We start from the raw sequence: 12,331 nt of genomic DNA on the forward strand, positions 1-12,331 counted from the left end.
TAAGCACCCGGGAAAGCACACACACACATTATTGAATGTCGCTGAGTGACTGCTTAAGGCTGTGGATTCAACCGGTCGACGCAACATATTGGCTAAATCGTTCAGCGGGCTTTGTCGATTTTGTTGATGCCAACGTGGTGTTCGTGAAGATACGCGTCGCTCCTTAGCCGTCGTACACTGCTTCTGCGTTACACAGAACTAGCAGCCGGAGAACCAAATCGCTGGATAAACAGGTCTCATTGACCGATCCAGGTGCCCACTCCATGTTGACTCGCGGCACCGGAATCGTTGACTGCATTACAAGCAACCAATCACTGAACACGCAGTACGGATGCTATTGACTCTCCGGCTTCAAGACGTTCCAGCAGACCGGGTTCTGTACGATCACTGGCCAATGCCTGGTCGATGACTGCGGCAAGTGCCTGACTGTTAAGAATCAGTAAACCGTTGTCGTCTCCCAACACCAGATCGCCCGGGTGCACCTGAATAGGACCCGAGCTTGCTCGCGATGGACGCTAGCGATAACGCGTGGCTTCTGAATAAACGCGCCGTCCTTGAGTCCATCGCGAGCAATCTCGGTTCCTACAGAGGGGCAGCGTTCGCACCTTCTTTTTTCACCGTTATTTTGACTTCAATACCTTCGGATTGGAGTTGCCCCAGATCGTGTACAGGTCGGCCAACAAAGCGCCGTTGATGGTCTCAAGCTCCGTCTGGGTAATCTCTTCATCACCTTGCTTGCCGTACAGTACAACCTCGTCTCCCGCCTGTACGCCCTTGATGCCACTGACATCAACCATCAGCGTGTTCATGGTGACTTTGCCGATCACCGGCACGCGTTGGCCACGGATCAGCACTGAGGCTTTGTTGGAGAACGCTCGTCGATAACCGTCGGAGTAGCCGGTCGGGATGTTGGCGATCAACGAGTCCTTGCTCAGGGTAAAGGTGCGGTCGTAGCTGATCGTACTGCCCGCCGGGTAGGCATTGACCGCCGCGACCCGCGATTTGAACTGCATCACCCGTTGAAATTCGTTATGCCCACCCACTGGGTAGCCGTAAAGTGCAGCCCCCGGACGAACCATGTCCAGCCAACCTTCCGGCACCTCAAGGGTGGTGAAGGTATTTGCACAGTGCAGGGTGATACGGCTGCGGTCCAGTTTGGCGTGTTCGATCAGCCAACCAGACTGCTCCTTGAATTTAGCCAGTCCCTGATGGACATCCGCTCGTTCTTCGACCGGGAAGTGGGTCATGATTCCGACGATATTCAGATGATCCAGCCGTGTCAGATCCACCGCCTGTTGTTGCCCCGCAGCCGTGCGCATTTCCAGACCGTTTCGGCTCATGCCTGCCGAGTTCAATGCCAGGTGAACCGGCAGCTTCAGGCCCTTGCGGGTGGCCAGTTCATTGAGCTGACGTGCGACCTCCAGGTTGCCGACCAATTCTTCGATGTTGTACCCCAGCGCATTCTCGGCCTCTTCAAAGGTAGCGCTACGTAAACGCATCAGGCGTCCCTTGAAGCCTTTTTCCCGAGCAACACGTGCTTCCTCGTTGCTCGCAACGCCGATACAGGTGATCCCCATCCTGATCGCGGAAGGAATCAGTAAACCAATGCCATTTCCATAAGCGTCGGCTTTCATTACGGCACACATCTGGCTTTTACCCGCTAGGCGTTGCTGAAGCTTGGTGATGTTTCCTTCGAAAGCAGCCTGATCAATCTCCAGCCAGGTATTGGCCTGGCCTGGTTGACTGTCGGCACGAGTATGTTCAGGTGTGGGGTCGAGTAAAGGAGCGGCGTTGGCCACCGGCATCATTGCCGTCAAGGCCAGGGTGAGCGTCAGCGTGCTGAGCATAAAACGTGGCATATCGAGTCTTCCATAGTGGATGAGGAAAGCCCTCATGCTTGATGGATTTGGCATCAGCCAGATCCATCAAGCATGGGGCGAACAGCCATGGAATTCTTATGCAAAGGCTAAGTTTTTTTATGTGGAACCAGGTGTCTCGCGCAGCGGATGGCGCTGTAAAACAGGCTGAAACGACCGAGGCTTATTCAGGGGGCCACCTGGCAGCCGCAGGGTCGCCAGATGAGCACGTTGAAGAGTCGAGTTGAGTTAGGCCCGAAGCCTTACATCGGCTGCTGAAGGCTGCAGCAGAGAGAACAGGTTCTTGGGATCTTGCAGCTCTGGCACCAGTTGGATGTCACTGCCAATGTTCAGTGCTCTTGCAACATCCAGCACATAGCGCAAGGCGGAGTAGTCCTCCAAGGCGAAGCCCACCGAATCGAACAAAGTGACTTCTTCGACATGCTGGCGACCTTGAATCTGACCAGTGACGACTTTCCAGAACTCGATAACCGGTGAATCGGCGGGCATCTGCTGTATTTCCCCTTCAATACGGCTTTGCGGTTCGTACTCAACCATGACCCGCGCACGATCCACGATGTCACGGTGCAGTTCGGTCTTGCCGGGACAGTCACCGCCCACCGCGTTGAGGTGCATGCCTGGTTCGATCATTTCAGGCGTCAGAATGGTTGCGTAGGCCTTGTCGGCCGTGACCGTGGTCACGATATCGGCACCGTGTACCGCTTCCGCGACGGTGCTGGCAATGGTCACCTGAATATTGGGGTAGGCCCGCAGGTTGGCCGCCAGTTTCGCCGTCGCGGCAGGGTCGATGTCGAACAGGCTGATTTCCGTAATACCCAATAAGGTATGAAACGCCAGGGCCTGGAATTCGCTCTGCGAGCCGTTGCCGATAAGCGCCATTCGGCGACTGTCCGGTCGGGCGAGGTAGAGGGCGGCCAGCGCAGACGTGGCGGCGGTGCGAATGGCAGTCGTCAGCGTCATTTCACTCAGTAACACAGGCTTGCCGGAATCGACGTCTCCTAGCGCACCAAACGCCATCACTGTCAGCATGCCGTTTTGCGTGTTCTTCGGATGTCCATTCACGTACTTGAAAGCGTAGAGCGCTGCATCAGACACCGGCATCAACTCGATGACGCCCTCGGGTGAGTGGTTCGCCAGGCGCGCACACTTTTCGAAATCTGGCCAGCGTAGGTAATCCTGACGGATGTATTCGGCCATTTCGGTCAGGCAGCGAGGCAAGCCTTTTTCCTGGGCGAGACGGCTCAGATCATTGACGTCGATGTAACGGGTCATATCGGGTTCCTTTGGGCGTTTTGGCGGCTGCGACTCGGGAGGTGGTCCATGTATTGGCCGCAGACCTATTGTCGAGGCAATGGCGCGTAGATTTCGGCCAATACTGACCCCGGATACAGCGTGAGAAGTCGAAAAACAGAGCACGCACAGCGGAATCGGCTTGCTGTTTCGCGAAGCATCGTCAAGCAGATAAAGAAGGTCGCAAAGACCAACACACGGCCTGCGCCAACCCCCATCAAGTGGTGAAACCGTGATTTACAGCAGACGACAGAATCGGCTGTGAACGCCCTTCGTTCAGCACAAGCACGCTGTTTGAACGAGGGCTTACGACACCAGCACCTTCCCCGCAATTGGCATTCTGGCGGTCCGTTTCAAGCGCTTGTCGATCGCCGCTTGAGATGGAATGCAACTCCGACGACTGGCTGCTTGCGGTCGAAAACAACAACAAAAAACGGCTGCGGTGAAGACCGCATCAACTCTCTGCCCCTGTCAAAAAAGTGTGGTCCGACGCAGGCGCCGGATCGCGATAAATCCAAATAATCCGGGACTCAAGAAGATGAACATCAAATGGCTGACTTTGCCGGCACTCGCGTTGCTGTGCTGCACCACGGGCGCCAGCGCCAAGGAATGGAAGGAGCTGCGATTTGGCGTCAACCCAAGCTACCCGCCCTTTGAATCGACCACGGCCGATGGCGGGGTCCAGGGCTTCGGCGTGGATCTGGGCAATGCGATATGTGCCGAGTTGAAGCTGACTTGCGTGTGGGTCAGCAATGACTTCGACGGACTGATTCCGGGGCTCAAGGCCGGCAAGTTCGATGCCATCGAATCTTCGATGACCGTGACCGACGCGCGCAAAAAACAGATCGACTTTACCAATCGCCTGTACGCCGGACCGACCGCCATCGTTACCCGTAAAGACTCCGGGCTGCTGCCTACCGCCGAGTCGCTGCGCGGTAAAACCATCGGTTACATGCAAGGCACGATTCAGGAAACCTACGCCAAGGCCAAGCTGGGGCCGGGCGGGGTGAAACTGCGGGCTTATCAGAATCAGGATCAGGTCTATGCCGACCTGGTGTATGGCCGTCTCGATGCGTCGATCCAGGACAAACTGCAAGCGCAGATGAGTTTCCTGACCTCGCCGCAAGGTGCGGACTTCCAGAACAGCGAAGGCATCAGCGACCCGTTGGTGCCTTCGGAAATCGCCATTGGGGTCCGCAAGGACAACGAAGAGCTCAAAGGCATGCTCAATGCCGCCATCAAGGCCCTGCACGACAAGGGCATCTACGCGCAGATCCAGCAGAAGCACTTCGGTGATCTGGACCTCTACAACAACTGATCCCCGTGCCCCGGTCGCGGTGACGCAGCGACCGGGGCGCATCAAGACTGGTGACTGGCGTGAATTCCTTCCTGAATGTTCTGGGGGTCGACCTTTCGGCCCTGCAAGGCTATGGCCCTTTGTTACTGCACGGCACTTGGGTCACCCTCAAACTGTCAGCTCTCGCACTACTGGTGAGCATGGCGCTGGGGCTGCTCGGCGCAGCGGCCAAACTGTCGCGGCTGAAGCTGTTGAATGTACCGGCGACCTTTTACACGACGCTGATCCGTGGCGTGCCTGATTTGGTGTTGATGCTGCTGATTTTCTACAGCCTGCAAGGCTGGCTAAGCGCCCTGACCGAGGCTATGGGCTGGCCTTACATGGAGATCGACCCGTTTGTCGCTGGCATCATCACGCTTGGTTTTATCTATGGCGCGTATTTCACGGAGACGTTTCGCGGGGCAATTCTTAGCGTGCCACGCGGGCAACAGGAAGCTGCGGCGTGCTTTGGCCTGAACCGTTGGCAGCGCTTTCGTTTTGTGGTGTTCCCGCAAATGATGCGTTTCGCCTTGCCGAGCCTGGGCAACAATTGGCTGGTGCTACTCAAGGCTACAGCGCTGGTATCGATCATCGGGTTATCAGACCTGGTAAAAGTCGCCCAAGAGGCCGGTAAAAGCACCTTCAACATGCTTGATTTCCTGTTGCTGGCCGCGGCGCTTTACCTGCTGATTACCAGCGCGTCGAACTATGTGCTGCGCGTGCTGGAGCGCCGCTATAACCAGGGCGTACGGGGGATGGCGCGATGATCGAGTTAATTGCCGAATACTGGAAACCCTTTCTGTTCAGTGACGGTGAAACCCTCACCGGGCTGGCGATGACCCTGTGGTTGCTGGTAGCGAGTATCGCGATGGGGTTTGTCCTGTCGTTGCCTCTGGCGGTCCTGCGCGTGTCGCGCTGGGGGCTTCTGCGTTGGCCGGTTCAGGTGTTCACCTATGTGTTTCGCGGCACGCCGTTATATATCCAGTTGCTGATTTGCTACAGCGGGATCTACGGCATTGCAGTGGTGCGTTCGCAGCCGCTGCTGGAAGCGTTTTTTCGCGATGCGATGAATTGCACGCTGTTGGCGTTCACCCTCAATACCTGCGCGTACACCGTGGAAATTTTTGCCGGAGCGATCCGTAGCATCCCTTATGGCGAAATCGAAGCGGCTCATGCCTATGGCCTGAGTGGCTGGCGCCTGTATCTGCAACTGATCCTGCCCTCGGCGCTGCGCCGCGCGCTGCCGTACTACAGCAACGAAGTGATCCTGATGTTGCACGCGACGTCGGTGGCGTTCACCGCGACGATCCCGGACATCCTGAAAATCGCCCGTGATGCCAACGCCGCGACCTTCATGACGTTTCAGGCATTCGGCATTGCCGGCCTGTTGTACCTCACGCTGTCGTTCGGGCTGGTCGGGGCGTTCCGGCTGGCAGAGAAACGCTGGCTGAGCTTCCTGGGCCCGGCTCACTGACTTCCATTTTTTATCCAGAGCGGCGCCCATGAGGCAGCCGCTTCAGGAGTACACGCATGTACAAACTCACAGTTGAAAATCTGTATAAACGTTTTGGTGACAATGAAGTGCTCAAGGGCGTCTCGTTGAACGCACGGGCAGGGGATGTGGTGAGCATGATCGGCGCCAGCGGTTCGGGTAAAAGCACCATGCTGCGCTGCATCAACTTTCTGGAACGCGCAGACGAAGGCGCTATCGCTTTGGATGGAGAGCGAGTCCTCACCCGACAAGGCGTCGGTGGCATGCGCGTGGCCAACCCCAAGCAGTTGCAGCGCTTGCGCACACGACTGGCGATGGTGTTCCAGCATTTCAACCTCTGGAGTCATCTGACTGTACTGGAGAACATCGTGCTGGCGCCGTGTCGAGTCTTGGGCATGAGCCGCAAGGCCGCGGAAGAGAGCGCACGGGCGTATCTGGACAAGGTTGGATTGCCGCAACGGGTGGCCAATCAATATCCGGCATTTTTGTCGGGCGGGCAGCAACAACGGGTGGCGATTGCCCGTGCCCTGGCGGTGGAACCGGAGATTCTGTTGTTCGATGAGCCCACCTCGGCGCTCGACCCGGAACTGGTGGGTGAAGTCCTGAAGGTGATTCAGGCGCTGGCCGAAGAAGGCCGGACCATGTTGATGGTGACCCATGAAATGGGCTTCGCTCGTCAAGTCTCCAGCCAAGTGATGTTCTTGCATCAAGGGCGAGTCGAGGAGCAGGGTGATGCTACGATACTCGACCGGCCAACCAGCGAACGTTTGCAACAATTTCTATCGGGTCGTTTGAAGTGAGGCAAGGTGTACATGGCGGATATCCGCGATCTGTCGATCGTGCTTGATCGTATCGATCAGGCAATCATTGAAGTGTTGCGCCACGAAGGGCGAATCACTTATCAAAAGCTGTCCGAACGTGTGCACCTGACCCCCAGACCCTGTCTGGAGCGGGTTCGCAAGCTCGAACAGCTTGGGGTCATTCGCGGCTATGGTGCGATTCTTGACGAGAAAAAACTGACTCCGGGTTTGTCGTTGCTCGTGCTGGTAGCGTTGTCAAACCAGAGCGGACGCGCGGCGCAAAAGGCCTTCGAGGCCAAGGTCCGTACCTGCCCACAGGTGCTGGAATGTCGCCTGATCAGCGGCGCTTTCGACTACAGCCTGCGCATGCGATGCCGGGATATGGAGCATTACCGGGTGTTGACCGAAGTCTGGTTCGACGACCCGGAATTGCACATCGACAAACTGGTCAGCCACCCGGAACTGGCAATGGTCAAGACCTCCATGGAGTAAGTTCAAAATCGCTGCCGAGAGCAGCGATTTTTTTGTTTTTCGACTCACCGAATCGGCTGGACAACCAATAATCTTCAGCCGTTTTCATCACCGAAAAAGCCTTTATCAACCGGGTTTTTCCCGCCTCGAATCAGACAATGAGCCTCTCTCGCCCCTCATTGAGTCTGTGCCCATGCAAACCACCAATACCGTTTTGATGATTCGCCCGACACGTTTCTCCTTCAATCAGGACACAGCGGCGAACAACCGTTTCCAGCGTCCGGCAACAGTTGCTGAAGACGTACAACTCAAGGCCCTTGCCGAGTTCGATGGCTATGTCGCCGCGTTACGTCGGCACAGCGTCGAGGTTCTGGTGCACAACGATCGCGAAGCGCCGCATACCCCGGACTCGATCTTCCCCAACAACTGGTGGAGCAGCCACCCGGACGGCACTTTGGTGTTGTACCCAATGCAAGGTCACAACCGGCGTCTGGAGCGAGATAAAGGTGTACTCGACGGGTTGCTGGACGAATACCGGGTCGAGCAGGTGCTGGACCTGTCCAGCCTCGAAGAACATGAGGTTTTCCTAGAGGGCACCGGCAGTATGGTCCTCGATCGGCAGCAGCGGATTTGTTATGCCGGGTATTCCGCGCGCACACATGCTCAGGCTCTGGATGAATTGGTCAACCATTTGGGTTATGAACTGTGTGCGTTTAACGCGGTGGATCGCCAAGGCGTGCCGATTTATCACACCAATGTGATGATGAGTGTCGGTACCCACGTGGCGGTGGCTTGCCTGGCGTCCGTGCCCCATTTGGGTGAGCGCGCGGCGCTGCGCTCGCGCCTTGAGGCCAGCGGCAAACAGGTCGTTGCCTTGAACTGGGCGCAGTTGGAGTCCTTTGCTGGCAACATGCTGGAAGTGCACAACGCGGCGGGCGAACCGCTTTTGGTGATGTCACGCACAGCCTGGCAATCGCTTGACGCCGATCAGCGTCGCTTGATCGAAACCCACACCACGCCATTGCCTGTGAACATCGACACCATCGAGCGCATTGGTGGCGGCAGCGCGCGCTGCATGCTGGCAGAGGTGTTCCTGCCCAAGCATTTGTCCGCTCAGGAACACGTGCGATGATCGTCCGCCCTGCAACAACTGACGATCTTCCGGCTCTGCTGGCCCTGGCCCATAGCGCTGGTACCGGATTGACCACCTTGCCGGCTGATGCGTCGCGATTGCGTCAGCGGCTGGAATGGGCGACCAAAACCTTCGCCGGTGAAGCCGAACGCGCCGATGCCGACTACCTGTTTGTGATGGAGAATGAACAAAAGAAAACGGTGGGTATCTGTGCCCTGGCAGGTGCTGTCGGCCTGCGTGAGCCTTGGTACAACTACCGGTTGGGGCTGTTCGTCGCAGCGTCGAAAAACCTCGGCATCAATCAACAGTTGCCAACGTTGTTTCTAGGTAACGACATGACGGGCCATTCTGAGTTGTGTTCGCTGTTTCTGCACGCTGATCATCGCAGTGGTCTCAATGGTCGCCTGTTGTCGAAGGCGCGCTTCCTGTTTTTGGCGGAGTTTCGCCAGCGCTTCGGTGACAAGGTTATTGCGGAAATGCGCGGTTATTCGGATGAAGAGGGCGTTTCACCGTTCTGGGAAGGTCTGGGACGTCACTTCTTCAAGATGGATTTTGCCGACGCCGACTACCTTACAGGCCTGGGCAACAAGACCTTCATCGCTGAACTGATGCCAAAATTTCCCTTGCCAACCTGCCTGTTGCCGGAGGGGGCACGAACGGTCATCGGAAGGGTTCATCCAAGCACCGAACCTGCACTGGGTATGCTCAAGGCAGAAGGTTTTGAGCATCGTGACTACATCGATATCTTTGACGGTGGTCCATTGATCGAGTGTGCCACCGGGGATATTCGTGCCGTGCGCGATAGCCAGGTACTGCAACTGAGTATTGGCACGCCGGGGGAGCAAGCAGCGACATACTTGATTCATAACCGTCAGTTTGCCGATTGCCGGATTACTGCGGCAGCGGCGCGAGTTGCTGCCGATACCTTGATTGTCGATGCTCAAATCGCGAAGGCGTTGGGCTTGAATGCAGGGGATTCGGTGAGGGCGGTGAGTCTGCCGGTGCCTGCTTTGCAAAAATCAGCCGCTTAAACAGCTTACGGAAAAAAACATCGCAGCTTGCGTCAGCCCCTACAGGTCCGAATTCATCTCATTTTTGAGGTGAACACAATGAAGGGAGCTGACGCGCGCTGCATTTTTTCAATGCTGGGTCGTCATGACAAATCATCAATAGCCTCAGATCCGCTCCCGACTCCCGACTTCACGCATTCAGCATCGCCTCTCAGTCTTTAACCTGAGCCATCCAGCGCGCTTCGTCACCTTTGTATAACGCTAGCTTCTACTTATTCATAACCTGGGCTGTTTGCTCCAGAACCCGGCTGCGCCTAGGTTAGCGCCTAGCCGAGCTTCAAGCTTTGCATAAAAGAACAACAACAAGAGAGGCGAAAAATGCCTGTGATAACCATCGGTATGGTGGGAATCGGCCAGCTTGGCCTTCCTATCGCAACCAACCTGCTTGCGGCCGGATTTCGCGTTGTCGGTTACCGACGTCGAGATCGCGAGGCCTTCATTCGTCAAGGCGGCATCGCGCTCGAAAGCCCTGCCGCCGTAGCGGCGCAATCAAACTTCATCCTCACTTGCCTGCCCAGCGAAGTGGCCCACATGGAAATCATGGAGGGGCCTGATGGCCTGCTTCAGTCCATAGGGCCGCAGCACACGCTCATCGAGATCGGCACCTATCACAAAGCCTTCAAGCAACGAATGGCTCAGCGTATCGAGCAACGTGGTGCGCGGGTGTTGGAAGCGGAGGTCAGTGGTACTCCATCAATGGTTTCCCAACGCAAGGCTTCCTTGTTTCTGGGTGGTGATCCTGACTTGGTGGAGCACTGCAAGCCAGTGCTCGATGCGATCGCCGACATCCAGTTCCACATCGGTGGGTTTGGGTGCGCAGTCGCGATGAAATTGATCGCCAACTATCTGGTGACTATTCACACCTTGGCCGCAGCTGAGGCGCTAAACCTTGGCGTGAACGCGGGGTTCAGCGCACAGCAGGTGGTTGAGGTGATTCGCCAAAGCGCGGGTGGTTCAACGATGTTCAGCGCAAGAGCACCGATGATGGCTGATCGTCATTTCCTGCCGGCACCAGGACCTTTTGCCACGCTGGAAAAGTACATCGACATGGCCAGTGAGCTGTCCGAGGAACTCGGTAGCGCCGCGCCTTTGTTCAATGCCGCCAAGCCCTATTTTCTAAGGGCTATTGAAGAAGGCATCGGTGAAGAAGATATCTCGGCAGTGATCAAGTTTATCGAAGCCGACTCCAAAGCCGACTCCCAGGCACCTTCCAAAAAAGAGAAAACAACATGCTGATTGAACAACGTACCTATCAACTCAAGCCTGGCGCCTTGCACGAATTCCTACGTGCTTACGAGGAGGAGGGACTCCCACTTCAGGGCGAGGCACTGGGCAACCTGATCGGTTATTTCAAGCCGGAAACGGGGGACATCAATCGGGTCATTCAGTTGTGGGGATATTCCAGCTACGAGGACCGTGCCCAACGCCGCGCGGCGCTGTCCAGTGATCCAAGGTGGCGTACGTTCCTTGGCAAGAACGGCCATCTGGTGGTTGCCCAGCAGGTGGAACTGTTGAGCGCCGCACCCTTTTCCCCTATTCGTTAAAAAGGAGCGTCCAAGATGATTCGTTCACTACAACACGTAGGCGTGACTGTTCCGGATCTGGAAGTAGGTCGCTCCTTCTACGAAGCTGTCGGGCTTGAAGCCCGCATGGCCGGTGATCATTTGGTGTTGCGCTGTAAGGGGCGCGCCCAGGATCAAGTCCGACTGATGCCCGGTAACACAAAGCACCTGAGTTATATCTCGTTTGGTACCGATGCTGAGGGCCTGCAGACTATTCGAGAAAACCTCAGCTACCACGGTGTGGTCATCCATCCGGCACCGTTTGATATCGGGCAAGACGGAGTGTGGTTTCGTGACCCGTCCGGCGATTGGGTTCACGTCACCGACGCAGATTCCATGCCGGTAGCTCCTTTGCCGACGCCAGAGTTGAACACCCCGGGCCGTTACCGCCGCATAGGTCAGCGCGGGTGTACACCAGCCTCTAAGTTGCGTCGAGCAACACCGTTGCGCTTGGGCCACTTGATCAAATTTACACCCGATGTGGATCGTTCGATTGATTTCTATACCCGGGTACTAGGGATGAAAGTCTCAGATCGCGCGGGAGACAAGATCGCCTTTCTGCGGTGTGGCTGTGGCGGTGATCACCATGTACTGGGCCTGGCCAAGAGCAGTCATAGCGGACTGCATCATCTCAGTTTTGAGGTGATGGGTATTGATGAGATCGAATTGGGTGCTCAACACCTGATGAGCCTGGGCTACGAAAGCGCTTTTGGCCTGGGACGACATGTGGCCGGCTCCAACTACTTTCATTACATCCGCGACCCTTGGGACAGCATGGTCGAATACTTCTGGGACATCGATGTCATTCCCGAAGATGACAGCGAATGGCTGGCTATCGACGGGGCACCACCAGACCTGATCGCCGTGTGGGCAACCAATCCACCTCCTGAAACGTTCATTCAGAATTTCGAGGCAGTGCGTGATGAGTGATAGCTCTACGACCAAGGAACTGTTGGCAGGGATGTTGAACAAGCCGCTGTTCGTGGTCATGCGTACACCACGGGACCTGACCCGCGTACCAGAGCTGCTGGACGCCCACTTGAAGTGGGCGATTCTCTCGCAGCAACGCGGCGAGTTGTTCGCTTCCGGGCCCTTTGTCTCGGATCAGACCCTTCCCGGTGAGCTGGGGGGTATGAGCATTTTGCGTGCGGCGGATCATGCCGAAGCACTGCGCATCGTCCAGTCAGATCCCTTTATCGCCCACGGCGTTTATGACGTGGATGTGCGCAAGTGGCTGCTCATGGAAGGCGGCCTCACGCTCCACGTCAGCTTTTCCAATCAACGTTTTTCGCTCCTGTGAT

The 12,331-nt window shown here is 56.5% G+C and carries 14 protein-coding genes; 12 read left to right on the forward strand and 2 right to left on the reverse strand.

Annotated features, from left to right (window positions below):
- Window positions 1–620: 620 nt before the first annotated feature.
- Window positions 621–1,859, reverse strand: coding sequence for an alanine racemase (alr, locus tag ABTV22_RS14550; RefSeq protein ID WP_433741172.1), 1,239 nt, complete (start codon window positions 1,857–1,859; stop codon window positions 621–623).
- A 34-nt stretch (window positions 1,860–1,893) separates the two neighbouring features.
- Here alr and ABTV22_RS14555 point away from each other — a divergent pair, with 34 nt between their 5' ends.
- Window positions 1,894–2,028: a hypothetical protein gene (locus ABTV22_RS14555; protein WP_433741174.1), complete on the forward strand. Its 135-nt coding sequence runs from the start codon at window positions 1,894–1,896 to the stop codon at window positions 2,026–2,028.
- Between the two features lie 77 nt (window positions 2,029–2,105).
- On the opposite strand, the gene ABTV22_RS14560 is transcribed toward ABTV22_RS14555, so the two are convergent.
- Window positions 2,106–3,149 carry an ornithine cyclodeaminase gene (locus ABTV22_RS14560; protein ID WP_433741175.1) on the reverse strand — a complete coding sequence of 348 codons (1,044 nt, stop codon included), beginning with the start codon at window positions 3,147–3,149 and terminating at the stop codon, window positions 2,106–2,108.
- Window positions 3,150–3,705: 556 nt separating this feature from the next.
- Between ABTV22_RS14560 and ABTV22_RS14565 the strand changes: the two genes are divergently transcribed.
- The 11 genes from ABTV22_RS14565 to ABTV22_RS14615 all read left to right on the forward strand — a co-directional run bounded on the left by ABTV22_RS14565 (window position 3,706) and on the right by ABTV22_RS14615 (window position 12,330).
- The gene (locus ABTV22_RS14565) at window positions 3,706–4,485 is read left to right on the forward strand and encodes a transporter substrate-binding domain-containing protein (RefSeq protein ID WP_433741177.1); all 780 of its coding nucleotides are present in this window, start codon (window positions 3,706–3,708) and stop codon (window positions 4,483–4,485) included.
- A 59-nt stretch (window positions 4,486–4,544) separates the two neighbouring features.
- Complete coding sequence (locus tag ABTV22_RS14570; protein WP_433741179.1) at window positions 4,545–5,270, forward strand: ABC transporter permease; 726 nt, start codon at window positions 4,545–4,547, stop codon at window positions 5,268–5,270.
- Window positions 5,267–5,977 carry an ABC transporter permease gene (locus tag ABTV22_RS14575; protein ID WP_433741180.1) on the forward strand — a complete coding sequence of 237 codons (711 nt, stop codon included), beginning with the start codon at window positions 5,267–5,269 and terminating at the stop codon, window positions 5,975–5,977. The genes ABTV22_RS14570 and ABTV22_RS14575 overlap by 4 nt, the downstream gene beginning before the upstream one ends.
- Before the next feature lie 56 nt (window positions 5,978–6,033).
- Window positions 6,034–6,795, forward strand: a complete 762-nt coding sequence (locus ABTV22_RS14580) for an ABC transporter ATP-binding protein (RefSeq protein WP_433741182.1) — start codon at window positions 6,034–6,036, stop codon at window positions 6,793–6,795.
- A gap of 12 nt (window positions 6,796–6,807) precedes the next feature.
- Window positions 6,808–7,287: an Lrp/AsnC family transcriptional regulator gene (locus tag ABTV22_RS14585; protein ID WP_433741183.1), complete on the forward strand. Its 480-nt coding sequence runs from the start codon at window positions 6,808–6,810 to the stop codon at window positions 7,285–7,287.
- A 172-nt stretch (window positions 7,288–7,459) separates the two neighbouring features.
- The gene (gene ctlX, locus ABTV22_RS14590) at window positions 7,460–8,398 is read left to right on the forward strand and encodes a citrulline utilization hydrolase CtlX (RefSeq protein WP_433741185.1); all 939 of its coding nucleotides are present in this window, start codon (window positions 7,460–7,462) and stop codon (window positions 8,396–8,398) included.
- Window positions 8,395–9,429, forward strand: a complete 1,035-nt coding sequence (gene astA / locus ABTV22_RS14595; RefSeq protein WP_433741187.1) for an arginine N-succinyltransferase — start codon at window positions 8,395–8,397, stop codon at window positions 9,427–9,429. Before ctlX ends, astA begins: the two co-directional genes overlap by 4 nt.
- A 357-nt stretch (window positions 9,430–9,786) precedes the next feature.
- A complete protein-coding gene (locus ABTV22_RS14600) occupies window positions 9,787–10,704 on the forward strand; it encodes an NAD(P)-dependent oxidoreductase (RefSeq protein ID WP_433741189.1) in 918 nt (305 codons plus the stop codon).
- Entirely contained in the window at window positions 10,698–11,012 is a 315-nt protein-coding gene (locus ABTV22_RS14605; protein WP_007938251.1) for an NIPSNAP family protein, read from the forward strand. The genes ABTV22_RS14600 and ABTV22_RS14605 overlap by 7 nt, the downstream gene beginning before the upstream one ends.
- 15 nt (window positions 11,013–11,027) lie before the next feature.
- Window positions 11,028–11,960, forward strand: coding sequence for a VOC family protein (locus ABTV22_RS14610; protein WP_433741191.1), 933 nt, complete (start codon window positions 11,028–11,030; stop codon window positions 11,958–11,960).
- Window positions 11,953–12,330, forward strand: a complete 378-nt coding sequence (locus ABTV22_RS14615; protein ID WP_433741192.1) for a YciI family protein — start codon at window positions 11,953–11,955, stop codon at window positions 12,328–12,330. Before ABTV22_RS14610 ends, ABTV22_RS14615 begins: the two co-directional genes overlap by 8 nt.
- Window position 12,331: the final 1 nt, after the last annotated feature.

Origin of the sequence: Pseudomonas putida (genome assembly GCF_050990305.1) — a bacterium.
Classification (GTDB): domain Bacteria; phylum Pseudomonadota; class Gammaproteobacteria; order Pseudomonadales; family Pseudomonadaceae; genus Aquipseudomonas; species Aquipseudomonas putida_AH.